Source organism: Desulfoluna sp. CLI2B (assembly GCF_056847375.1).
On the sequence record NZ_CP186557.1, the window covers coordinates 2,202,810 to 2,224,903 of the forward strand.

At 54.7% G+C, this 22,094-nt stretch carries 25 protein-coding genes; 15 read left to right on the plus strand and 10 right to left on the minus strand.

What is annotated here, in order from left to right; translation table 11 throughout:
• The first annotated feature begins 279 nt into the window (after positions 1-279).
• From ACOYW2_RS10555 to ACOYW2_RS10565, 3 genes are all read left to right on the plus strand, one after another.
• A complete protein-coding gene (locus ACOYW2_RS10555) occupies positions 280-939 on the plus strand; it encodes a MotA/TolQ/ExbB proton channel family protein (RefSeq protein ID WP_482770368.1) in 660 nt (219 codons plus the stop codon).
• A 173-nt stretch (positions 940-1,112) separates the two neighbouring features.
• Complete coding sequence (locus ACOYW2_RS10560; protein ID WP_482770369.1) at positions 1,113-1,523, plus strand: ExbD/TolR family protein; 411 nt, start codon at positions 1,113-1,115, stop codon at positions 1,521-1,523.
• Positions 1,520-2,278 (plus strand): energy transducer TonB, encoded by a 759-nt coding sequence (locus tag ACOYW2_RS10565; RefSeq protein ID WP_482770370.1) that lies wholly within the window; start codon positions 1,520-1,522, stop codon positions 2,276-2,278. The genes ACOYW2_RS10560 and ACOYW2_RS10565 overlap by 4 nt, the downstream gene beginning before the upstream one ends.
• A 123-nt stretch (positions 2,279-2,401) precedes the next feature.
• Here the strand turns inward: ACOYW2_RS10565 and ACOYW2_RS10570 are convergent, their stop codons facing one another.
• On the minus strand, positions 2,402-2,653 hold the full coding sequence (locus ACOYW2_RS10570) for a hypothetical protein (RefSeq protein WP_218951113.1): 252 nt from the start codon (positions 2,651-2,653) through the stop codon (positions 2,402-2,404).
• A 377-nt stretch (positions 2,654-3,030) separates the two neighbouring features.
• On the opposite strand from ACOYW2_RS10570, the gene ACOYW2_RS10575 reads away from it, so the two are divergent.
• Complete coding sequence (locus ACOYW2_RS10575) at positions 3,031-3,957, plus strand: transposase (RefSeq protein WP_482770371.1); 927 nt, start codon at positions 3,031-3,033, stop codon at positions 3,955-3,957.
• 235 nt (positions 3,958-4,192) lie between these two features.
• Positions 4,193-4,951, plus strand: a complete 759-nt coding sequence (locus ACOYW2_RS10580; RefSeq protein WP_482770372.1) for a hypothetical protein — start codon at positions 4,193-4,195, stop codon at positions 4,949-4,951.
• Between the two features lie 42 nt (positions 4,952-4,993).
• Here ACOYW2_RS10580 and ACOYW2_RS10585 read toward each other — a convergent pair whose 3' ends face one another.
• Complete coding sequence (locus ACOYW2_RS10585; protein WP_482770373.1) at positions 4,994-5,665, minus strand: GAF domain-containing protein; 672 nt, start codon at positions 5,663-5,665, stop codon at positions 4,994-4,996.
• Between the two features lie 98 nt (positions 5,666-5,763).
• Positions 5,764-6,447, minus strand: coding sequence for a Crp/Fnr family transcriptional regulator (locus ACOYW2_RS10590; protein WP_482770374.1), 684 nt, complete (start codon positions 6,445-6,447; stop codon positions 5,764-5,766).
• Positions 6,448-6,941: 494 nt separating this feature from the next.
• Between ACOYW2_RS10590 and ACOYW2_RS10595 the strand changes: the two genes are divergently transcribed.
• The 5 genes from ACOYW2_RS10595 (at position 6,942) to ACOYW2_RS10615 (ending at position 10,540) form a co-directional block, all read left to right on the plus strand.
• A complete protein-coding gene (locus ACOYW2_RS10595; protein WP_482416358.1) occupies positions 6,942-7,700 on the plus strand; it encodes a TPM domain-containing protein in 759 nt (252 codons plus the stop codon).
• Between the two features lie 5 nt (positions 7,701-7,705).
• Positions 7,706-8,386 carry a TPM domain-containing protein gene (locus ACOYW2_RS10600; RefSeq protein WP_482416357.1) on the plus strand — a complete coding sequence of 227 codons (681 nt, stop codon included), beginning with the start codon at positions 7,706-7,708 and terminating at the stop codon, positions 8,384-8,386.
• Positions 8,387-8,461: 75 nt separating this feature from the next.
• On the plus strand, positions 8,462-8,932 hold the full coding sequence (locus ACOYW2_RS10605) for a hypothetical protein (RefSeq protein ID WP_482416356.1): 471 nt from the start codon (positions 8,462-8,464) through the stop codon (positions 8,930-8,932).
• Between the two features lie 200 nt (positions 8,933-9,132).
• The gene (locus tag ACOYW2_RS10610; protein WP_482416355.1) at positions 9,133-9,672 is read left to right on the plus strand and encodes a GNAT family N-acetyltransferase; all 540 of its coding nucleotides are present in this window, start codon (positions 9,133-9,135) and stop codon (positions 9,670-9,672) included.
• A 13-nt stretch (positions 9,673-9,685) separates the two neighbouring features.
• A complete protein-coding gene (locus ACOYW2_RS10615) occupies positions 9,686-10,540 on the plus strand; it encodes a LuxR C-terminal-related transcriptional regulator (protein ID WP_482770375.1) in 855 nt (284 codons plus the stop codon).
• Between the two features lie 35 nt (positions 10,541-10,575).
• On the opposite strand, the gene ACOYW2_RS10620 is transcribed toward ACOYW2_RS10615, so the two are convergent.
• From ACOYW2_RS10620 to ACOYW2_RS10630, 3 genes are all read right to left on the minus strand, one after another.
• Positions 10,576-11,379, minus strand: a complete 804-nt coding sequence (locus ACOYW2_RS10620) for a DUF3786 domain-containing protein (protein ID WP_482770376.1) — start codon at positions 11,377-11,379, stop codon at positions 10,576-10,578.
• Between the two features lie 388 nt (positions 11,380-11,767).
• Complete coding sequence (locus ACOYW2_RS10625; protein ID WP_482771013.1) at positions 11,768-13,366, minus strand: DNA polymerase II; 1,599 nt, start codon at positions 13,364-13,366, stop codon at positions 11,768-11,770.
• A gap of 12 nt (positions 13,367-13,378) precedes the next feature.
• Entirely contained in the window at positions 13,379-13,828 is a 450-nt protein-coding gene (locus tag ACOYW2_RS10630; protein ID WP_482770377.1) for a 3'-5' exonuclease, read from the minus strand.
• A 482-nt stretch (positions 13,829-14,310) separates the two neighbouring features.
• Between ACOYW2_RS10630 and ACOYW2_RS10635 the strand changes: the two genes are divergently transcribed.
• On the plus strand, positions 14,311-14,739 hold the full coding sequence (locus ACOYW2_RS10635; protein ID WP_482770378.1) for a hypothetical protein: 429 nt from the start codon (positions 14,311-14,313) through the stop codon (positions 14,737-14,739).
• Between the two features lie 70 nt (positions 14,740-14,809).
• On the opposite strand, the gene ACOYW2_RS10640 is transcribed toward ACOYW2_RS10635, so the two are convergent.
• The 4 genes from ACOYW2_RS10640 to ACOYW2_RS10655 form a co-directional block, all read right to left on the minus strand.
• Complete coding sequence (locus tag ACOYW2_RS10640; RefSeq protein WP_482770379.1) at positions 14,810-16,156, minus strand: uroporphyrinogen decarboxylase family protein; 1,347 nt, start codon at positions 16,154-16,156, stop codon at positions 14,810-14,812.
• Positions 16,157-16,546: 390 nt separating this feature from the next.
• Positions 16,547-16,999, minus strand: a complete 453-nt coding sequence (locus ACOYW2_RS10645; RefSeq protein ID WP_482770380.1) for a hypothetical protein — start codon at positions 16,997-16,999, stop codon at positions 16,547-16,549.
• Between the two features lie 103 nt (positions 17,000-17,102).
• The gene (locus ACOYW2_RS10650; RefSeq protein ID WP_482770381.1) at positions 17,103-17,663 is read right to left on the minus strand and encodes a class I SAM-dependent methyltransferase; all 561 of its coding nucleotides are present in this window, start codon (positions 17,661-17,663) and stop codon (positions 17,103-17,105) included.
• A gap of 439 nt (positions 17,664-18,102) precedes the next feature.
• Entirely contained in the window at positions 18,103-18,573 is a 471-nt protein-coding gene (locus ACOYW2_RS10655) for a MarR family transcriptional regulator (RefSeq protein ID WP_482416347.1), read from the minus strand.
• Between the two features lie 239 nt (positions 18,574-18,812).
• On the opposite strand from ACOYW2_RS10655, the gene ACOYW2_RS10660 reads away from it, so the two are divergent.
• The 4 genes from ACOYW2_RS10660 (at position 18,813) to ACOYW2_RS10675 (ending at position 22,072) form a co-directional block, all read left to right on the plus strand.
• Positions 18,813-19,535, plus strand: a complete 723-nt coding sequence (locus tag ACOYW2_RS10660) for a MipA/OmpV family protein (protein ID WP_482770382.1) — start codon at positions 18,813-18,815, stop codon at positions 19,533-19,535.
• Between the two features lie 129 nt (positions 19,536-19,664).
• Positions 19,665-20,276 carry a TetR family transcriptional regulator gene (locus ACOYW2_RS10665; protein WP_482416345.1) on the plus strand — a complete coding sequence of 204 codons (612 nt, stop codon included), beginning with the start codon at positions 19,665-19,667 and terminating at the stop codon, positions 20,274-20,276.
• 102 nt (positions 20,277-20,378) lie between these two features.
• Complete coding sequence (locus ACOYW2_RS10670) at positions 20,379-21,191, plus strand: glycerophosphodiester phosphodiesterase (RefSeq protein WP_482770383.1); 813 nt, start codon at positions 20,379-20,381, stop codon at positions 21,189-21,191.
• A gap of 239 nt (positions 21,192-21,430) precedes the next feature.
• On the plus strand, positions 21,431-22,072 hold the full coding sequence (locus ACOYW2_RS10675; RefSeq protein WP_482416343.1) for a hypothetical protein: 642 nt from the start codon (positions 21,431-21,433) through the stop codon (positions 22,070-22,072).
• Positions 22,073-22,094: the final 22 nt, after the last annotated feature.

Here is a 22,094-nt window from a genome sequence, read left to right on the forward strand (position 1 = left end):
GGGTGTTGCTCCGCCCGTTGACTCGGAGCATCATGTATCTCCTGATCTGTGGTTGGAATCAGGGGCAGGGGAGGGACAACGGCGTCCCTCCCCCCTCCCATGATATCCGGCTGGATTCGGAGATTTTTTGTTGACGGGATCATCTCGCATTGCCGGATGATCTGTGCTATATATCGCAGCGATCATGGCAATTGATCCCTTGTTATCACAGCGCCTTGCTGAAATGATTTTGTTTCTGCGAGGCTTTGGTGTTTTCATTCCGAGACAGGTACAGGCAACATGATTCACTTATTGAAAAGCGGCGGCCTGCTGATGCTTCCGCTGGTTTTATGTTCTTTTGTGTCACTGACCCTTATCATTGAGCGATCCATCTTCTGGCTCCGCATCAGGCGGGATAAGGACCGAGAGCTGGTCTATCGGGTCCTGGACCTTGCCGAGCAGGGGCTCTGGGACGAGATCCGCCTGGCTGCACGGGGCTCCCGCAACTTCATTATCCGTATCCTGATCAACGGCATCCTGCATCGCGATTACTCCATGGCCATGGCCATGGAATCCGCGGCATCTGATGAGCTGCGCAAGATGAGGCGTTTCATGGGCGTGCTGGAAACCATCATCACTGTGGCTCCCCTGCTGGGGATCCTGGGAACCGTGGTGGGCATCATCCATTCTTTCGATATGCTCGGGGCCAAGGGTATCGGCGATCCCCAGGCCGTGACAGGGGGGATTGCCCAGGCTCTCATTACGACGGCTGCGGGCCTTTCCATCAGTATTCTGACCCTGCTTCCCTGCAACTACTTCAACGCCTGTGCCGAAGCTTCGGCCCTTGCCATCGAAAAATATGCCACCTCCCTTGAGATTACCTATGAAAAAAGAGCCAACGGCAACAACGATGTGCAACGTCCGGAAGAGGGAAAGCTCGCAGCCGGGGGCAGGGGATAAGCATGCGCGAACAAATCATCTAAATAGCCCGGTACCGGGTACATGCAATGTATGAGCATACCCTTGTGTGATGAATCCCGGGGCATGTTACGTAGTATACGGAAAGGCACCATCGCCTCCATGTAAGGGGGGATCCCTTTCAGGCGGTGTTTTTTAAGAAAAAGGTTTTCCAGATGAAAGTCAAACGAGATTTCAGCATCAAGAACAAGCCGGACATGTTGCCGCTCATCGACGTGGTGTTCCTCCTGCTCGTTTTTTTTATCTACGCAATGCTTTCCATGAGTTACCACAACGGCATCCGCCTTGAGCTCCCGGAGTCCGCCCAGGCCGAGCACATGGAGGAGACAACGGAGCTCATCATCTCAGTGGAAGCAGACGGCCGGGTGTTCATGGGGAAGGAAGAAGTGATCCTGGCGGACCTCGGTGCCAGGGTAAAGCGATACTTTGAGGGGAAGAAAAAAAAGCAGGTCATTCTCAGCGGCCACAAAGACCTGTCGTATCAAAATCTTTTCCATGTCATGGACACCATCCGCGGAGCGGGAATCTGTGACATCGCCCTTCAGGCGGAGGTGGCAAAGCCGTGAATCGCCTGATGCTTTCCGCCTGTGCAGCCGCCTTGCTGCATGCTTTTTTTTTCCTGGTGCCCTTGCCCACGGCATCGGTCATTCCTCCGTCTGCCCCCACCCACGGCACCACCATTTCCGTTTCCATGACTGTTCCGTCGGTGCAGTCCGCTGTCCCGCCCAAAGCGGTGGCAAAGCCGAAACCCCAGAAAACGCCCCCCAAAAAGAAAAAACCAGTTCCTTCCAAAAAGCCTCCTGTTCAAAAAAAGAAAACACAGGCAAAGCGCATCAAACCTAAGAAAGCGGCAAAAAAGAGGGTCCCCGTTCTTGAGCCCGTGGAGGAGCTTCCCACGCCTGCTCCGCCCGTGGCGGCTGAAGATCCGGAGCCCTCGCCCACACCAGACGAGCCGTCTGCCCCGGTTGCGGTCGCCATGGCCAAAGAGACCGATCAGGAGTCCCAAGAAACCGTTGAGCCTGCCTCTGCACCTGCCGTCGGGGGAACACTCACCGACGCACAGCCCACCTCGGTCTACGCGCCGGAGCCCCGTTATCCCAAAGCGGCCATCCGCAGGGGATATCAGGGTGTGGTTCTTCTCGATATCCTGGTGGCCGGTGACGGCCACGTGGAGGAGGTAAAATTGAAGAAATCGAGCGGCCACGGCGTTCTGGATCGCAGCGCCCTAAAAGGAGTTAAAAAATGGCGATTTTCCGCCAGCGGATCTACCCAACCCACCTGGGTCACGTTGCCCGTAAGATTCGAACTGCGCGGAATGTAATTCATTATTTCTGTTTGCTTCCTTTTGGGGACAGGTTCTTTTTGTCTTGCCCCATGGATCAACCGGCGGGGGGCGTGATTTCTTTAGAATTTCAAGGTATACCGGTTATTCGATTTTCATGTTTCACTTGAACTTGATGGCAACGGCCTGGGCGTTGCCACGATCAAAGCCGGTGGTGCCTCCGCCCTTCAGTCCCCAGGTCCCTTCGTTGGCAGACCGCACGATCACGGCATCGGCCCCGAGTTTGGCTGCCTCTTCTTTGAGTTTTTCAATCATACCTTCTGCGCTTCGGTCATGGAAAATGGTCTGCCCTGTCTGGGTGGTTACAAGCCCCAGCTCCACGTACTCCCGGTCCGTCGGGGGGCTGTAGAACACAATCACGTCTCCTGGTGTTTCCTGTTCCGCGTTTAAAGGCGTTGTGGTGGTTTTGGTACACGACAGAGTCATACAGGCGACCAACAGAACGATCACCCATCCTCCTGCCAGGGAGCGAGATAAATCAAGCCTCATGGAGCACCTCTCTTGTCTGTAAGGTTCACTGCAGGCCATCACCTCACCATTATGCTGGCATTTATATTTGACTTCAAGCTCATCGCACATCAGGGGACAGGCTCTTAATGCTGGACTTTCCTCTGCCATGTGTGAGACAGTGGTTGCGAAGATATCATCCTTGAATTATAAAAGATTTATTTTTAAATGATTCACACCAACCGATCGCCGTATCTATTCCGGGTTTCAGGAAGGAGGGTGTTATGCCGCGAATTCCCCGTTTGGTTGTCACGGATCCAGGACAAAAGACCGCGTACCACATTATCAGTCGGACAGCACTTGAAGGCCTCCCCTTTGGCCAGGTCGATAAAGATAAGCTGGTCAGCATCATTCAGCGCCTTTCCTCGATTTATGTTGTTGATGTATTGGGGTTTGCTGTGATGGGCAATCATTTTCATCTGCTTGTGGAGATCACCCCCGAATCCATGGTCTCCGACGACGAGGTAAAACGGCGATTCAGAATTCTTTACGGGAGAGACGCCGAATTTCCGGACGGGTTGCTTAACGATTACCGGGAAAGGTTCTGCAGCCTGTCTGCCTATGTCAAAGATATCAAGCAATGTTTTTCCGTCTATTACAACAAACGAAAAAATCGCAAAGGGACTCTCTGGGGCGAACGCTTTAAAAGCGTTCTTGTTCAGCAGGGGCATTCCTTGATCCATTGTCTCGCGTATATCGACCTGAACCCTCTGCGGGCTGGAATTGTGAAGCGTCCCGAGGATTACCGCTGGTGCTCCATAGGTTACCATCTGCAAACGGGGAACAAAGATGATTTTCTTTCATTGGACTTGGGACTTGAAGATTCCAGAACGACTGACCGGGTGGCGCGCTTGAAGGATTACCGGAAATTTCTCTACAATGTGGGTACCGTTGAAAAGCAGGGCAAGGCAAGCCTTGCAAAGCATATCCTTGACAAGGAGACAGCCCATGGTTTCGAGATTGCCCGGGTGAGACGGTTCCGGTTTAAAACGCGATACTTCACGGATTCAGGAATTATCGGCTCAAGGGCTTTTGTCGAAAGAACATACGGTTTGTTCAAGGATAAGCACCAAACCGCACGGGATAAAATTCCTCGAAGCGTCAAAGGGATAGATGGGATGTACTCCTTAAAACGGCTTGTCGGAGCCTAACCCATGCTTGAAAGCCTGATTCCTGTCGGCCTTAAAGAGGCCTTGTGTCCGGGTGCGCCTTTTTGCCCATTTTTGCATCGGTTTTTCCGGTGAGTGTTTTTTTCATAGGCCCTTAGAAGGCGTTCCACCTCAAAACGGGCAAAAAAAATCCACAGATAGTCAAAGCGATTCACACGATTTTTTGGCTTTGTGTTACAAAGTGCAAAATGAACCTGTCCCCTAAGAAGGAGTTTTTATGAAACGCGCCATGTTTATTGTATTGACGTTTTTCTTTCTGATTCCCCTCACGGGCTGCATGTCGCTCCTGCAGGGCTATGTGGTCTCGAGCATGAAAAAAGAGCCGGTTTGTGAGCGATTTTATATCCACCCGGACCCCAAGGTGGGGGACACGGCGTTTTACACCTCGGATAACGAAAACATGACCGGCAACGGGAGCCGGGTTACCTTAGTGTCCCGGGAAGACAGGGTGAACCTGGTGGCCATTGAGCCCGAGAACAGAAACATGCTGGATTTCAGGAAACTCTACTGGGTCACGGACGGGGGGCAGGTGCTTAAGGCGCAGCTGGAATACAAAGGGGAAATCATGCCTCTCAAGGTTGAGGGCGAGAACCCTGAATCAGGCTATTTCCGTCGCGTTGCCTTTAAACGATGCGCCGTACCCCAGCATTTCGATATCAAAGGGAGGTCGTACAACGTTGTCTACATCCAGACCCAGCAGATGGTTCACTACTCCGGAGACCCGTTTTTCGGCACCGTGGACGCGGACATGACCCAGGTGAACTTTTATGACCCGGACGTGCCCTTTGGCCTTGTCAAAACGGTCCTCAGCGGAAAGACCAAGGCCGGGGCAGGGGCCTTTGATTTTATCGGAGCGGCCCTGAAAGCCACCCAGCCCGATGTATTTTCCACACGGGAGGTCCTCAACGACATCTATGCGTCCTCCAAATCCTCGGAGCACTCCTTTATCATGGATTTCAACTACACCCCGGAATAGCGGATAAGCCAAAAGGGAAAGGGTGGGGGTTCCCCCTGTCGATTACTTTAAATAGGGATACAAAACGCGGCGGCATGAAGGGCAGATGCTGTGGCTGAAGTTGGCCTCCGGGTGAAAGCTCTCTATATCCTGCCAGTTGCCCCGGGCGTCTTTGATGCTCTTGCAGTTGGCGCACATGGTGATAAATCCTCGGAGCACCTGTCGCTCGGCAAGACTCCGCGTGATTTTTCTGTTTTGTTCCACCATGGCATGGTTGAGGCAGAGAAGCGCAAGGTGGGATTCCATCTGTTTGGTAAAATGATGCAGAAGGTGCCGTACGGGATCGGGGAAGCCCTTGCTGACCCTGTCCAAAACGCACAGGGTCCCGTAGACCTCGCCGTTGGGAAGCAAGACAGGATACCCCAGATAGGAGGTCATGTCCCGATTGGACCTGGAGTTGGCCAGCCACCTCTCATCCTTCATGGCATCGCAGACAACAAGGGGCTCCCGCGTTTTAATGACCGCCTCACAATACAATCCTGAATTGTTCAACTCCAGCGTCTCACCCGGGGAGTAGGGGTTGCCTGTGCCGATGCTTGACACAAACACATCCACGCACGGGTCGGAAAACCGCATGATAAGGGCAACGGGCGCTCCTGTGATTTCGGTTATGAGGTCGGTCATGTCCTGCCAGGTTTTCTTGATATGCTCGGGAACGTGAATTGCCTTTGTCATCCTTGGTATCGCCCTGCTGTAATTCCGACCCCAACGGTACCTCAGTACGGAGTAAACCGTACGTATCCATGGAAGGATCATGTGTGAATACCCGACATCTATTTGATGGTGGGGACAATGAGTTTTCGATCTTCGGATATGATTTTACCAGTTCGTTTGAGAACCTTCATGGCACGGGTAATGCTCACCCTGTGGGCGCCGGTTAAAATGGACAGTTCCTCATGGGTCAGCGGAAATTTGATGATAATACCCTGGGGGCTCTGTATCCCGTGCTCTTTGGCTATGTTCAGGAGCACATGAAAGAGGCGGTCCTCGATATTGGGCAGAGACAAGCTTCTCACGCGACGCGTCAGCCATGAAATCCGCTCGCTCATGTTTTTGATCACCTGAAGGCCTATCTTCGGGTATTCCAGAATAAGCTGTTCAAATTCTGTTTTGCTGAAACCGCACGTGGTCGTGTCTTCCATGCAGTACGCCGAGACAGGGTACTGGGCCCCTGAGAGAAAAATATTTTCACCGACAAAATCCCCTGACTTCCGCATCTCAAGCGTCAATTCATTGCCGTTCTCAAACACCTTGTTCAGCTTGACACGCCCGGCGGTAATCAAAAACAGCTCCTCTGCGGCAGCCCCTTGAAGAAACAGGGCATCTCCCTTGGCGGCTCTCTTTTTTTTCGCCTTGACGATAAAGGCTTCAAACTCCGGCGAATACGTGTTTTCGAAATTAAAATCTATTGACAATTTGTTGATATCATTACCTGCAATTTGTTTAGCATGACACACGATTCAACCCTTTCTTACTCCACCTGGATTGTAGATAATGATGGTGCTTCTATTAAGTATAGAAGAGTATTCTTGTCTGTAGCAGCGGCTACAAACAGAGTGAAAAACATATGGGGAGTGAAAAGGTGACTCATTGCATTTTCTATACCAAGAACCTAACTCAATACAGGGAATAGAGCCATCGCGCAAGGGAAGGGAACACGTCAAACACCAGACCGCTCAGGCCTGAATCAGCACGGCTCAGCCCCGACAAACGGAACCAATTGACAAACCTGCCGTATCTTATTACTACACGCCGAAGAGAAGGGGACAGGTTCTTTTGCCGGCACCTTTTCAGCTGTTAGAGATGCAGGTAGAAACACACTCCCGCCTCATTTTGAAGGGGTAACGTCATACGGCATCAGCGTAAAATCGTATGGTTATCTTTGATTATATCTGATATTCAACGTCATGTCGCAGGTGTTAACCTCAACACCTTGAAGGGAAATTCATAGATGAACAGAAAAAAATGGTTTGCATGGGCAGCGATTCTGTTGCTGACGCCCATATGTGCCCTGGCTGCAACGTTTCCGGACAAGCCACCGTCGGAGCATTTTTACGTGGACGAAGCAGGGCTCATCGATGCCCGGACAGGGGCCAAAATTGATGAGATCGCTTCGGCTCTCCTTGCCGAAGAAAACATCCCATTGTATGTGGTCACCATACATGCCCTTGCCGTCCAGGATGCCGTGACCATGCGCATAGAAGAGTACGCCGCCGCCCTCTTCAACCACTGGGGCATCGGCTGGGAGGATCGCAACTACGGGATCCTGCTCCTCGTCTCCGAAGGGGATCGCAAAGCCCGCATCGAGCTTGGGGCTGACTGGGGCGGGGTACATAACTATGAGGCCGGCCAGATCATGAATGACCTCATTATCCCCGGGTTCAAACGAGGCGATTACGCAACAGGAATTGCCGACGGGGTCCGTGGACTGGATGCCATGGCACGTGGGCTCTCCCTGCCCAAACCCCAAGGGCCCTGGTGGGTGATTCCCGCGGTGCTGGGTGGTATCGCTTTTATGGTGATGCTTATCATCAACCTGTTCCGTTCGGGGCGAAAGGGATGGGCCTGGGTGCTCCTGGGAATTCTTGGCGTGGTTCTTTTATTTATTATCCAGATTTTGCTCTCGGCTGACTCCTCTTCTGACGGAGGTAGCGGCGGGGGCTTCGGAGGCGGCTTTTCCGGCGGCGGGGGGGCAACAGGATCATGGTAACCGGTATGAAAAAAGCGACCAGTCTGTTGACAGACGACGAAATTCGAAGCATCGAAGCAGCCATTGCCGACGTGGAAAAGAACACTTCGGCCGAAGTGGTTCCGGTCATTGCCAGCGCTTCCGGGCGTTACGACAGGGCGGAGGATCTCTTCGGGTTCCTGTTCTCCCTGATTGTGCTCGGGTGCACCTGGGGGTGGATTCAGGGCCTGGCCCCCGTTGTCGATACCTGGGGTGCCTCAACGGCATCACGCCTTCCCATGGCCGTTGCCCTGGCGGTTCTTGTTGTCTCCTTTTTTATGGGCATGTCCCTGGCGAGCCATTTTCCCGTGCTGAGGCTCCCTCTCATCACAAAACGAGAGATGCAGGAGGAGGTGGAGCGCCGCGCACGGGAGACCTTTCAGCAACTGAAAATCAGGAAAACCGAAGACGCCACCGGCGTGCTGATCTATGTCTCCCTGTATGAGCATATGGTCCACGTGGTGGGAGACGACACCATCAACGCCAAGCTCACCGGGGAAGACTGGCAGGCCCTGTGCGATACCATCATCAGCGGCTTCAGACGCGGCAAGCCCGAAGAGGGGATGCGCAAGGGGATCCTGCGATGCGGCGAACTCCTGGCCAGCCATTTTCCCGTTGCCCCGGACGATGCCAATGAACTGGTGGATACGCTGTATCTCATCGATTAACGGAAAATTTTTCCGTAACGAGCCTGTTCGACTGAGCCCCGGCGGTCTGCCGGGGCAACAACAATGGGGACGACCATGATGAAAACCGGCAATCCATGTCTTGCGGTCGCAGGGTGTTGCAGCGTGGCCATTGCCGCCCTGCATACAGTCATTGTCATCGGGGGTGGGGACTGGTACCGTTTTTTCGGCGCCGGTGAGTCCATGGCCGCCATGGCGGAAAACGGCTCATGGGTCCCCATGGGGATTACGACGGCGATTATTCTGATCTTTCTGGTGTTCGGTCTCTATGCTTTTTCCGGAGCCGGGTATGTCCGCAGGCTTCCCTTCACCAGAGCGGCCCTTGTGATGATCTCGTGTGTCTACCTGACCCGGGGCATCGGCAGCATCCCGATGATCGTCTTTGTGGAGCATCCGTACCTGGAAGAGATGAACACCAGGATTTTATTTGTCTTTGTCTCGTCTGTGCTCTCCCTTGCCATCGGGGTCCTCTATGGAATCGGTACCCTGGCTCTCTGGACGATGGGGGAGCAAAAGAAAGGTCAATAACCCGGCCATTTCATGAAAAACGCCCACCTCCTGTTGGAAAGATGCAAAGTGTATCCATCGTCCTCGTTATCAAGGCTTTAAGGGAAGCAACCACATCTGCAGCTCTGATGCCTTGAATATGGGCGTACTCGGTTCATGAAACATATTATAGAGGGTAAACCAAGGGGAACCTGTCCCCAAAAGGATGGAGAGAACCTGCCATGTTTTACCGCCAGCTCGACAGGCACATTCAACTCCGGCTTTCCGTGCCTCATTTTGCCGACGAGTTGTTTCAACTCACGGAGAAAAACCGCGATTACCTGAAACAATGGCTGCCCTGGCTCGACTCCATCAAAAAGCCGGAAGACACCCGTCACTTTATCGATCTCCAGCTGCACCGTTTCAGTAAAGGCCTGGCCCTGCATGAAACGATCTTTTACCGTGGACGCATCGCAGGGGTCCTCGGGTACAACCTGCTGGATCATGCCAACGGTATCGGGCACATCGGGTACTGGATGGGGGAAGAATACACCGGAAAGGGCATTATGACACGGGCCGTCAAGGATCTTGTCATGATGGGGTATCATTACTGGGACCTGCAGAAAGTGGAAATCCGGTGCGGCGTGGAAAACATCAGGAGCAGGGCCATCCCCGAACGGCTCGGGTTCACTGAGGAAGGCACCCTTCGCAGGGTAGAAAAATTCTACGATCAGTACAGGGACCTTGTGGTCTACGGCCTGTTACGGGAAGAAACAGAGTAAGGAACGGTACGCCTTGACGACGAATCGCATCCAATACCATACCTTTTTCACCTGCCTTGAAGGCCCCATGGCCAAACCGGGCTCGGTCCGTCGCGCCTCGGTGATGACAGGCTTTTTTTTCGACACCGATCTCTCGTTTCTCTTTCCTTATATCAACGCGGTCATACCGCGCGCCGAACTTCACGAGACGCCAGCACTGATGCGCTTTGAGCTGGACGGGGTCTTCTGCGTGCTCTACCCGTTTCGCTGCCTTGCAACGCCCTTTGAAGACCGCGACGAAGCCGCAGCCTTCAGGGACAGGCTCCTGGAAAAACTCAACACCATCCTGGAGAAAAAAGAGACCATCGTGCCCAAGCACAAGGTCTTCAGGAAGATTGCCGTACCGGATATCTTAAAGCTTCTGCCCCTGACCAACTGCAAGGCCTGCGGGTACCCCACCTGCCTTGCCTTTGCCTCCATGGTCTCCAAACAACGGGCCGTTCCCGGCCAGTGTCCCCACCTCGGTCCTCCCATCAGTGAGCAGGTCACCTACCCGGTTCTGGACACCGCCGGACGCCCCGTGGATTCTGTCACCTTTGACGTGGACACCCGCCCAGCTCCACAACAGCACACCCCACCCCACGATCCTGATGTGCACATGGGCCGTGCCGTGGATGAGGCCAACGCCTCCCTGCTTGCCGCCCTGACCCCTCGGGAGATCGAAGTCCTGTCCCTTTTGGGCAGGGGCTTTACCAACCCGCAAATCTCTGCCGAGCTCGGCATCAGCCCCCACACCGTCAAAAGCCACGTCATCCATCTCTTCAACAAGCTGGGCGTCAGCGATCGCACCCAGGCCGCGGTCTGGGCCGCCCGACGCAAAATTATCTGAGCCATAAACAGCCCTGCAACAGTCGCGCTTCCCAATTATATGCGCCAGTGCCTCCGGGCAATCTTCTCGAACATCCTCACGATTCCCGTGGTAACCGTGTAGATGGTGTCCACGCCCGCGTTGTCGTCGGCCGACGAGTCGAAGAAGAGATGGAGGTCGGAGTCCATGCCCTCGTCGGGACTCCAGTAGCAGACCAGCAGCGGAACCCGGGGAAGGGGACGGAGCACAAGGGCGATGTCCGATTGGAACTGCTCCTCAATGGATTCTCCGTTGAAGAGAACAATGAGCTCTTCGAACAGGTCGGGGTACATGTCTGCAAGGGATTTGAAAGGCGACTCCGAGCACTGGACAAAAAGGCCGTTTTTTTCCCGTCCCCCTTTGAGCTCCCGCAGGGGAACCCAGTCCCCGGTAAGTTCGGCGCCGCGACAGGAGAGGACGTAGTTGAGCACCACGGAGGTGATCCACGGGTTGATATGGATATCCGCCGAAAGATTCCCGGCGTTGTCCACAGACAGAGGCTTTCCAAACATTCTAAGGGTCAGTTTGCCGTTCCCGTAGACCCCGTCCACCCGTTGGGCCGCCTCCTTTAAATCGCAGTCGGCCAGTTTTAATTTTAGCGCCTTGAGACCCTCCTGCCGCTGTTCCTCCAGAGTTTTGATGCTGGTTCCCTCTGTTTTCTCTTCGCAGGAAATGTGCGCTGCATGGGGACACAGCTCCAGGGGTTTCTGACCCAAAAACACCTTGGAAGCAAAGGCGAGGCAGGTGGGTTCATTGCAGGCCCGGCAGTTTGTTCGGGGCAAATGCTTGAAAATCTCCATGGCGTTGCGGAATTGACTCATGGCGTCCTCCTTATTGTGATGCTGTATTGCAGCCGAAAGGGATCCGTGTGCGCTTTCATACAAATCCATAGGAGAGAGGCCGAAAAAAAACATCCCCCATTTGGGGGAGAGACCTAAAAAAAAGCCTCCGGCGGCCCTGCCGGGGGCCAAACTTTTAGCCTGATTTATAAAACCGGGTTTGACAAACAGGTTTTACGAACGACGTGGACCCGCCGGAGGGAGGGCTGTCGGAAACAAATAATCACACAATGGTTCGTCGGAATACCGCTGGGATTTGACCCGAGGAACGAGGGGGAAGAGCCCCACATGGGTGTTTTCAAGGTGGCACACCTTGCCGCCGGAGGCTGTTTTTTTCTGCTTTTATTTAAGTAAATAAGGAGGCCTTAAATCAATCGTCAAAGAGGCTCAACTGGCGACCGTGGATGATCTCATGGAAGGAGGTGCCGAAGAACATCATCACCGCATCGAAGATGGGGATCAGCTGCTTTTCGATATAGTGGCCGTAGTCGAGGTCGGGGTGGGGGAGTTCAACGGGAACCGGCCCCCGAAGGGTCATGACGTAGCGGCTCTCCCGGGCGTTTTCACCGGCCTTGCCCAGGAGAAGGGCGGCTTTAACATGGGGCGGGATGGCCTTGGTGTACTCTCCGGGCGGTTTGGTCAGGCGCTTGCGGTAGATGAGGTCCGCGTCGTAGACGTGGTTTTTGAGGTCTGTTGCCTTCTGCTTGATCCATGTCTCCACCTCGTCGTCGTTGAAAATCCGTTGAAAAAGCTCAAACTGAAGGTCCCGTGCAAAGCGGGTCCAGTCGGAGCGCACGAATTCCAAACCGGTGATGACAAGTTTTTCCGTATCGCCGGTACGCACCATGCCTGCGTAGCGCTTCTTGGCACTCTCCCCGCCGCCCCGTAAGGAGGGGAGAAAAAAACGGGTAAAATGCTTTTCAAATTCCAGCTCCAGCCGGGAGGCCACACCGAACATGTCTTGGATGGTTCGGGCCATGAAGGCGTTGAGCTTTGCCACAAGCGCCTTGGGAGCGTCCTCACCTTCGGCGATTTCAGAGGCCTTGAGGCAGACAAACACCGAATCTGTGTCCCCGTAGATCACCTCGTAACCCTGTTCTTCCAGGTGGTTCCGTGTGGTCTTCAGGACCCACTGCCCGGTGCCTGTGACGGCAGAGGGGAGATCCGGGTGATAAAAGCGGCACCCCGGGGTCCCCATGACCCCGTAAAAGCTGTTCATTAAAATCTTGATGGCCTGGGAGAGGTGCGGGTCCCCGGCTTTCTTGGCCTGCTCCCTTTTCTCCATGAGGGACTGGATGTAACCGGGCAACACGTGCTCGGACCGGGAAAAATCGATGCCCGGCGGTGTGGAGACAGGGGCAGTCTCCGCCCGGAGCCGTGAGAGGGGATCAATGTGAAAGGTTCGGATAATGGAGGGGTACAGGCTCTTGAAATCCAGCACCACCACATGCTCGTAAAAACCCGCCTCCCTGGAGAAGACAAAGCCTCCTTTGGCGTGGCCCGCGCTCTCCACATCCCGCACGTTGGCGGCCACGAGCCCCTTGCGGTGGACCTGGGGCAGCATAAAGTAATCAAAGGCCGCCACGGACATGCCCACCCGGTCCATGGGAAGGCCGCTGATGATGGCCCGCTTGAAGAGATGGTCGATGAGGCCGGTTTTACCGAAAATATCCGTCACCAGCGTGCAGTCCAAGAGGTTATAGCGGGCCAGGGCTACCTTGTCTTCCCGGAACCGGCGCTCGATCTCCGCGACCTTGTCGACGTCTTCGCCGATCTCTTTGCCCGCGCCCAGAAGCTCTTTGGCCACGGTCTCCAGTCGGAAGTTGTCAAAGGTGTAAAAGGCGCCCCGCAGGGCAGGGGGACCGTCCACGACAATCCTGCCGCAGGCCTCGACCCGGTAGATGCCTTTGCGCACCTCGCGGATCCTGGGCGGTTTTTGGTTTCGCCCCATCAAGAAAGGAATCTCAATTTCACTTTGCCCTCAAAGAAGGTCAAATCCGATGACGTGCCAGCCAATGAGGATGTCCGGATCCAACTCTTTCAACACCCTGAAAAATCCGTGGAGGAGTGCCTTTTCGTCAGGAAAACGATGCATCACGCCCCCGCCGGGAAGGGCTTCGCACGGGGTTCCCGGGAGCCTGCCGTGAAGGCGGGGGCCAGCGGTGTTTCGGTTCTGCGCTCCAGGATCCAGCATCAGGACGATGCCTTCGGAAACCTGGCTTCCGTCAACACCGCCTGACACCGGTTTTGTAAAGTGGCAGGCCACAGAGTAGAGCTCGCCGCGCTGGCCGGTCTCAATGTCCAGGGAGAGAAGGGAAAAAATCGGTTCCACGTCGGCTTTGCGGATGACCGGGTCGGTGAATCGGATCACACCATCCTGAACCCTTGAGGGACCATGGATGTCCACGCCTCCGTAAATAAACCGCTCCATGAGGTAGCGGTCTTCAGTAAGCGCTTCACTTCAAAAGTCTGGATGCTCGATTCCTCAAAAAGCTTCCGGGCTTTGTAGTGGGCATTTCGGCTTTCAAAATCGAGGCAGTCCCCGGGCAGCCTAAATCGGTCAACTCGACGGCGCGCCGCTCACATGACGGGAGGCCCGTGGGAAGCGGGGTTCCCCGAAGTAGAAAAAACAGGGGGCGATGAGTGGTGATGGTGATCTCAAAGGGCCCCCGGTCACTGGTCCCGGCATACCGGAGGTGGTGTGAATCGCGCACATCCACCCCTTCACGCGTCAGTATGTACCCTTTGAGCGATTCCATAAACCGTTCCTCTAAACCTGTCCCTTTGCCGTTGTATTTCCCTGGATTCTATGGTCCATTGGGCTGTGGCGGCAACGGCTGCGCGGTGTGCGCCCTGCGTTGCCTTGCCAACACCCTAAACTGTTCTCACCAAAAACGCACACAGGAAAACACCATGCCCAGATCCAAACGCCTTCCTCTGATTCTTTCGGCTATTGTCTTTACGGTGATGCTCGCATCATGTGCAACACAGATGGGGGCAACGCATTCACACGAATCGTTTGACTGGGCCCGCGAAGACCCCCTTGCCTTTCTGACGTTTTTACAAACAAAAAAAGACGATCCCTGTCCCACCGTTGTGGTGCCGGAGATACCGGACGCCTGGCTGACAAAGGAGCATCTTTCGCGACTTCAGGCGCTGCTGGATTCCCGGGAACCGTGCGCCAATGTCCACAGCATCTATTCTTCGTTCAGGGACTGCCGCATATCCACCGTGGGTCACGAAGCCGCTTTCTTAATGGAGGGGTTCAGGAAGGGGAGCTACCCTCCGGAGATGAACTCCGGAGGGGCGGAACTGGATATGGAGGCGCTAAGACGCCTATAGAGATAGGGGGATTCAGAAAAAACAAAAGCAGGCCTCCGGCAGGGCCGCCGGAGGCAACTGAACTTCCTCGTTAACCCAATGCGGCCTTGATCTCCGCTTCCAGGGTTTCACGCGTGGGGATCAGGGAGACGTGCTTGACCTCTCCGTTGATGAGCATGGCCGGTGCATTTTCAAGGCCCACCTTTCCCATAAAAGAGACATTCTCCGGATACATGATGGAGCGTTCCACCACCTTGACCTTGTCCCCGAAGGAGGCCGAGCCGTCCTGGGCCGAGGCGAGCATGTAGCCGCAGGCTGCGCAGGTCTGGGCGTCGATGGTGACCACCTCGATGAGGACGTGATCAAGGCTCTGGTAGTCGGGCAGCTCAATGTCCGGCAGGCCCTCTTTTTTTACGTAGGTTTCAAGGGCTTTTCGCACCGCTTCCTTATTATTGACGGCCATGCCGATGCCCACGATGTTCTCCGGCGGCACGTTGAAGGGGACGTCGCATCCCGGGGCCAGGATAAAATCTTTGGTCCCCAAAGCGTCCATGAGGTCGATGGCCGCTTTCTGGTTGTCCTGCTGGGACCCGAAGAGCATGGTGATGGTGAGCTGGAGGTTGCCGGAGATCAGGACCCCGTGTTCGTCGGTCACCTTTTTGGCTTCCACGATGTCCACGTTTTCATCAATGGCAATGGCATCGGGCCGGGTGGCGCACATGGCCGGGATGTTCTTGGTGGCGTCCCCGCATACAAAAAAGGTGGAAGGAATATGTTGATCCCGCAGTTTTTTGAAATAGGCGGCAAAGGGCTCGCTTAAAAACTGCTCGAAGGAAGCCGGAGAGATCTGGGAAACCAGGGGATCCACCGCACCGATGACATCGCACCCCGCCTCCACGAGAAATTCCGAATACTCGCTCACCACCTCTTCGCAGTAGCTGATCAGCGCCTTGACCTGGTCCGGGGCGGTGTACATGTCCATGAAAATGTTGGTGCCGCGCAGGTGAGACGCCAGGGTAAAGGGGCCGCAGACCAAGCCGTACAGTGCGATATCCGGCTTCATCTCTTTGAGGCGGCGGGTGGCCTCCATGATGATGGGGATTCGGCCATCCTCCCTGGTCAGGCGACGGGTGGGGATGGTGAATTCATCGGCCAGGGGGTGGCTGCTCACCGTGGGCGGGGTGTTGGGGTACCACTTCAGGTCGCATCCGAGGATCTCGGCCTCCACCTGCAGATCGAACATCACAGGGAGGCCGTCGGGCGCATACTGGGCCTCGGCTTCCAGGAGGCACGCCACGAGTTTATCGACGTCCTGAAACATCTCATCGGCAGCATACCCCTTAAGATTCGCAATCTGGGCCCCGGTGTAGGGTACCCAGGGTGTGCGGGGGACCTCTTCGTGATTCAGAGCTTTTAAGATAAGGGTTTTACCATTCATCGTCATCCTCCTGGTGTCTGTGGTATGTCATGGTTTTGCCCGGCACTAATAAAGGGCGGGCAGGGGGTGTCCCCTCAAAACGTCGCTACTATGACACGTGAAAACCGACAGCGCAACACAATATGGGATTTTAAATGTTATATTCCATATTATGAAATGCGCAAAACACAGCCCGATCCGAGCAAATCGTCGAATCGGGCTGTGTTTTGGGGGTGTTCACACGGAATGCACTGCAATATAGAACGAACAGACAAACGGACGGGTAAGGCATGACTGTTCCGGCCACCAAAGGGTGATTCTGGCATGATTATGTGACCCGGGAGTCATGGCAAAACTCACCAGGCCCATATGAACTGCAAATCAATCCTGTAGGCTGTATGACCGCAGAACTTACTCCTTGTCCAGGGCTTTGGCCACCATGGCACCGTACTGATACGCCTCCAACCCGTTTTCCTCGTCGATGAGGGTGTATTGCCCCGCCTTGATGGCTTTGTTTTCTTTTGCCAGTCGACCCAGGCGGCGATACAGGGTTTCCGCAGTACGGCTGCCGTTATAATTCTCCGGGATGTAGGTCCGGTTGACGGCTACGCGAAGGGCACCGTCCTTGGCGTGACGTGCCCGTACCTCAAGAACCCGACCCTTTCCGTTGGTAAAGTAGGTGGCGCCTCCCGCGTTGCGTTCCATGGCCCGGGATCCCAGGGCATGAAGCTCCGTTCCCGGTGTCGCCTTGGGACCGAAGAGAAAGTCAAACCCTGCGGCCGACGCCGGGGAAGCAAAGGCAAAAAAGGCCAGCAGCATGGCTGCAGTGAGAAACAGGTGTTTGTTAAGTGTCAGTTTTTTCATGGATGTCCTCCTGTGGGTTGCGGAGCTGCAAGGGGCCGTAGGGCCCCTGTACGTGTCTCCGTGCCTTTGGGTTTAGATGCTAAACAATAAGGATAAAAAAAGATCAGGCTGCTTTTTCAAATACCGCTCCAAGGGTCCGTCGCCCTGGACGCATGCTGAGAACGTGGAACCCGCACGCTTCGGCTGCGGCCACTTCGCGATCAAAGGTTGCCTGGGAAACGTGACCGGCGGGTTCGGAGAGCAACAGGCGCCCGCCCGGTTTAAGGACCTCAAACGATTCTTCAAAGAGAGCCTTTGCGTCGGGGACCTCGTGGACCACTGCCGATGCCAGCAGGAAATCGTAAGGTCGGCCGGGGGTCTCCAGGTGAAGAGACGTGGGGGAACAGACCCGATATTCCAGCACATCGTCCACCCCGGCCTTGATGGCGCGCTTTTTTAGTTTTTTGAGCATTCGTTCCTGGATATCCACACAGACGACCCGTCCGGTGGGGCCAACCATTTCAGCCATGGGAAGGGAAAAGAAGCCCATGGCACTGCCGATGTCTCCCACAGTCATGCCGGGTTTCACATACGGGGTTAACAGATTTTCCGGATTCTGAAGTTTTTTTCGCAATGGGTTTAAGAGAAGGTAGCCGACCCAGAAAGGGCATACGGTTGTGTTCATGGCGGTTTCCTTTGCAGATGGGTTTAAGGTTTAGGTGCTAAACTTTAATTAAACGGTATAGCGACTAAACAAAGCTGTCAACACAATTTTCGATTTTTTAAAAACAGGTTTTTGCAGAAGGTAAGAGAGAGCCACGGAGCACCTGCGTTTCGCGGTTTCTTTCGGGGGACGAAGCAGGGGCGGCGCTCATCACCTTTCCATGGAGGGAGCCCGTGGGGGGCTGAGGCCCTTTCTTTCATGGGCCCTGGCCCCGCGATGCGATGTGGTACCGCCACATGGGCAAAGGGTCCCGACCATGACCGAGACCCGGAAAAAAAACGAGCTATCAACAAATGCAGACAGTGGAGGCGGCACGTTCCGGTCCGCCGTTTTGGATCGGCGCAGCACGTCAACGTATGTGGGCTGGAGGGACAAAACAAAGATTAAAGCGTTGGGGTATTTATTCGCTGAGGACCTGGTCGCAGAATCGCTCAATGGCTTGAAATACCGACACCATAAAGGCGATCTTTTCTTCGTCGGCCCCGTCGATGAGCTCCAGAAGGATGGGGTCCATGCGGGAATGAAACTTCTGATGGGCGGCGTTGGCGGTTTTGCCGGTGGGGGAGAGCACCAGAAGGACTTCCCGGTCCGACTTTTCATCTTTCATCCGGATCACCATCTCTTTATCCACAAGCTTTCGGATCACCTGGGACACCGCTCCTTTGGTAACGCCCTGAAGAGCCGCGAGATCGGTGACGTTGATGCCGGGGTTCTTGCCGATGGCCTCAATGGTGTGGATCTCCGAGGGATACAGGAGAATGTCCGTCCCGAAATAACGGGGTTTCTGTTCGATGCGTTTCATCTTGTTCATCACCCGGTGAAAGATGGCATCGAAGGCGGCAAATTTTGTTGAAAGGTAGTCTGATTCCATGGCCTGACTGTATAGCCACTAAACAGATTTGTCAACACACGGAAGGGGGATGGAAATTCCTGTTGTCCTGAAAAAACAGGGGGGTCCGTTGAAAGCCCTTGACGCATACATACACGAGTGTATATAAACTGCCGCACATTTTACATACATTGATGAATGTATAAATAACATCACCCAAGAAAGGTTATGCAATGCAAGAAGTAAGCAATTATCGTGTGCGAGGCGTCCTGGTGTTTTTCATGATCCTGCTGTGGACCGGTGGGGCCCAGGCGTTCGACGACGGCCGCAAGCTCCGTATCGGATTCGGAGGTGCGGCCTCTTCACGTCTCTATAAAGACCTGGAAAACGACAAACGCTACCTGCCCATGCCGTTGATTTTTGGCGAAGACCGTCGCTTTTTCGTGGAAGGTATCAAGGCGGGCGTCAAGGTCGTCAACATGAAGCAGTGCCGTCTCGACGTGTTCATTGCACGCGGGGTCAACGGATACGAGGCCTCGGACAGCCCTTACCTTGAAGGCATGGCCGAGAGAAAGGAGGCCATCGAAGCCGGGGCACGGATCACTTACTGGAGCCCCGTGGGCGGCATCAAGCTCAGCGGCAGCCTGGACGCATCGGATACCCACAACGGCGGGGAAGCGACCCTGGCCTACCTGATACCCATCCGCACCCGGCGGTTCACCCTGATCCCGTCGGCAGGGAGTACCTGGCGCAGCGGCAAACAGGTGGATTACTACTACGGTGTGCGGGAAAACGAGGCCGCCGACTTTCGCAAAGCATACAAACCCGAGGCCGACGTCAGCGGTTTTGTCGCTTTATCATTTGCCGCTCCCCTGGCAGCCAACCTGAACATGGTGGGGGGCGTCAAGGCAGAGTACTTCGGCGATGAGATCCACAACAGCCCCATTGTCAATGAGGACTACATCGTGGCCGGGCACCTGGGGGTGGTGGTGACCCTGTTGTAGCCCAAAGCCCAAGGGGTCGGGGCCGCGGTTTCGTCGCCGTGGTCCCGATGAAAGAATAGCTGAGCCTGTTGACGGATGAAATGAGTCGCCGAATATGTTACAAGACCCAAAACATCAGGAGGCCGTTGCATGGCACGTAAAACCAAGGAAGACGCTGAAAAAACCAGACTCGGCATCATGGATGCCGCCCTGACCCTTTTTGACCTCAAGGGCTACTCCCGGACCACCCTGGGAGACATCGCCCATGAGGCAGGGGTCACCCGGGGAGCCATCTACTGGCATTTCCAGGGAAAAGAGGACATCCTTGCCCAATGCTGCGACTGGGTCAAAGGCACCATCGACGACCGGCGATTCAAACTCACCGACTCCGGGCCCCACTCCTGGGAGACGGTGCTGAAAGCTCTCCACAGCTATTTGGCCCTTCTGGAGACCAACACCCGGTATGCCAGGCTCTACCGTGTCCTGAAGTACAAGGTGGAGTACACCGACGAGATGCATTCGTTTCTCACCTCTCAAAAGCTCAATACCGAGGAGGGAATCGCCAACGTCACCGAGGTGTTCGCCGCCCTTGCCGAGGCAGGAGAGCTGAAGCCCGGCCTGGACCCCAGGTTGTGCGGGCTCTCCCTGGTCTCCTTTACCTGGGGCATCGTGGAGATGTGGCTCCTCGATAAATCCATCATGGGCCTTACCAGAGACGGATACCCCCTCCTTGAGATGCACATCAACACCATGAAAGGGTAGGGCCCCGGCCTTTTCCCGAGCCATCTTCCCCATTGACCCGGCAACCTTGCCTGACAGAGCCTTCTTCAGCCAAGGTTGCCCACAGAGTAAAGGCACCCGGCCGTGAGAAGCACCCTTATCGACAAACTGGTAGAAGAGAGCCCGGACAGCCCTGTCATCCTGGGCCATCGCGGCGTCCGGCACGCCCATGTCTCAGAAAATACCCTCGAAGCCTTTGAAGAGGCCTTCCGGCGGGGTGCCCGCGGCATTGAGATCGACGTGGAGTCCACGGCCGACGGCAAGCTGATTGTCATCAACCGCTGGTTCTGCAAGGCGAGGCTCGGTTTTTTCCCCTGGGAAAAAGAACTGGCAGAGCTCCGGGCAACGGCCCGGGAAGAGGGGATAGAGGTCCCGTTGTTCCACGACGCCTGTGGGTTCATGGCATCAAGGAAAGAGAGCATTTTCAACGTGGAGATCAAATCAAGCCACCGTTTTGTCTGCCACACCGCCCGAAAAGCCGTCAACGTCATCCGGCACCACGGCATCGACGACCGGGTGATCCTATCCTCCTTTGACCTGAACACCCTTATCACCACGCGCTTTTTTAATCGCACCATCGAGACGGCCTACCTGTTTCGCCTCAATGACCGCACGGTACGGATCGAAGACAAAAAAAAATGGCGGTTCAAAGTCAACACGCTGCTGAACCGGTCCGGCATCAAGGGGTTTCTGGCGGGCGCAGACACCCTTCACCCTGAAATTACCCTGTTTCCAAAGCCCGGTGCCGGGGAAAAAATCTGGATGAAAGGTGCAAAGCTCCTGGGGAAACGGGTCAACGCCTGGACTGTCGATGGGCCTGAGGATATGGAAAAGGCGGTGGCTGCAGGGGTAGGGGTGGTGATCTCCGACAAGGTCGGCGGCGACCCTTCTTTGTGATGTGCCTGTAACGCAGGGTTTTACTGCTTCTCAAAGAGCGAGTTTGCCCTTGCACAGGCATGGGAACTATGTTTTTATCGATGATACATGAATTCTTACGCCTGATTTATTATTGAGGGGAGTCATGCATCAAAACTCAACCCTTCAGAATTTCAATGTTCATGCCCCTTCAATCAGACACGTTGTCTCCGCACTTTTTTCAGGCCCGATTTCCCATACATGATAAGGCTAGAAACACGATGAAGTCATTGGTAAAGATGATCTGTGCAACCGCATTGTTGACTCTTATTGCTTTCGGCTGCAGTAAAGTGGATCAAGCCCCCATGGTCAAGGAGTCCTTTCAGCAATACAAATCTGCACTTCTCAACCAGGACGGGTTTACGGCATATTTCTATGTAGATTCCAACACAAAGGCCTATTATGATGAGATCCTTGACAAGGTCATGACGGCATCGGAATCCGAGACAAAGAATATGTCATTCGGCACGAAGATGATCGTTACCATGGCCCGTCACTCCATCAGCAATCAACAGTTGAGGGAAATGAACGGGGAAGAGCTGTTTATTTACGCCGTTGAAAATGGGTGGATCGGAAAGGAAAGCATTTCAAACCTGGAGATAACCGTCTCAAGCATTGAAAAGAATGTTGCAGAAACCCATGTCGTCAATGAAGAGGGGGAGGCTCCCTTTGGGTTTACCTTTCGAAAAGAAGACAAGACATGGCGCATTGACTTGACCTCCATGTTCTCGATAACTGAAATGGTCCTTGAAGAGCAAATCAAAGAGAGTGGGGTGGATGAAGATGTCTTTATCTATGCGATGCTGACCCAGACATCCGGTTTTCGGCCGGATGAATCGATCTGGGAGCCCGTAAACCCGTAACGTGGATCGGTCCGATTCAAAA

Bases quoted from the DNA above. Each gene is read 5' to 3' on its own strand.
- ACOYW2_RS10555 (WP_482770368.1), top strand. From the start codon at position 280: ATGATTCACTTATTGAAAAGCGGCGGCCTGCTGATGCTTCCGCTGGTT.
- ACOYW2_RS10560 (WP_482770369.1), top strand. From the start codon at position 1,113: ATGAAAGTCAAACGAGATTTCAGCATCAAGAACAAGCCGGACATGTTG.
- ACOYW2_RS10575 (WP_482770371.1), top strand. From the start codon at position 3,031: ATGCCGCGAATTCCCCGTTTGGTTGTCACGGATCCAGGACAAAAGACC.
- ACOYW2_RS10580 (WP_482770372.1), top strand. From the start codon at position 4,193: ATGAAACGCGCCATGTTTATTGTATTGACGTTTTTCTTTCTGATTCCC.
- ACOYW2_RS10585 (WP_482770373.1), bottom strand. From the start codon at position 5,665: ATGACAAAGGCAATTCACGTTCCCGAGCATATCAAGAAAACCTGGCAG.
- ACOYW2_RS10595 (WP_482416358.1), top strand. From the start codon at position 6,942: ATGAACAGAAAAAAATGGTTTGCATGGGCAGCGATTCTGTTGCTGACG.
- ACOYW2_RS10600 (WP_482416357.1), top strand. From the start codon at position 7,706: ATGAAAAAAGCGACCAGTCTGTTGACAGACGACGAAATTCGAAGCATC.
- ACOYW2_RS10605 (WP_482416356.1), top strand. From the start codon at position 8,462: ATGATGAAAACCGGCAATCCATGTCTTGCGGTCGCAGGGTGTTGCAGC.
- ACOYW2_RS10610 (WP_482416355.1), top strand. From the start codon at position 9,133: ATGTTTTACCGCCAGCTCGACAGGCACATTCAACTCCGGCTTTCCGTG.
- ACOYW2_RS10620 (WP_482770376.1), bottom strand. From the start codon at position 11,379: ATGAGTCAATTCCGCAACGCCATGGAGATTTTCAAGCATTTGCCCCGA.
- ACOYW2_RS10630 (WP_482770377.1), bottom strand. From the start codon at position 13,828: ATGGAGCGGTTTATTTACGGAGGCGTGGACATCCATGGTCCCTCAAGG.
- ACOYW2_RS10635 (WP_482770378.1), top strand. From the start codon at position 14,311: ATGCCCAGATCCAAACGCCTTCCTCTGATTCTTTCGGCTATTGTCTTT.
- ACOYW2_RS10640 (WP_482770379.1), bottom strand. From the start codon at position 16,156: ATGAATGGTAAAACCCTTATCTTAAAAGCTCTGAATCACGAAGAGGTC.
- ACOYW2_RS10645 (WP_482770380.1), bottom strand. From the start codon at position 16,999: ATGAAAAAACTGACACTTAACAAACACCTGTTTCTCACTGCAGCCATG.
- ACOYW2_RS10650 (WP_482770381.1), bottom strand. From the start codon at position 17,663: ATGAACACAACCGTATGCCCTTTCTGGGTCGGCTACCTTCTCTTAAAC.
- ACOYW2_RS10655 (WP_482416347.1), bottom strand. From the start codon at position 18,573: ATGGAATCAGACTACCTTTCAACAAAATTTGCCGCCTTCGATGCCATC.
- ACOYW2_RS10660 (WP_482770382.1), top strand. From the start codon at position 18,813: ATGATCCTGCTGTGGACCGGTGGGGCCCAGGCGTTCGACGACGGCCGC.
- ACOYW2_RS10665 (WP_482416345.1), top strand. From the start codon at position 19,665: ATGGCACGTAAAACCAAGGAAGACGCTGAAAAAACCAGACTCGGCATC.
- ACOYW2_RS10675 (WP_482416343.1), top strand. From the start codon at position 21,431: ATGAAGTCATTGGTAAAGATGATCTGTGCAACCGCATTGTTGACTCTT.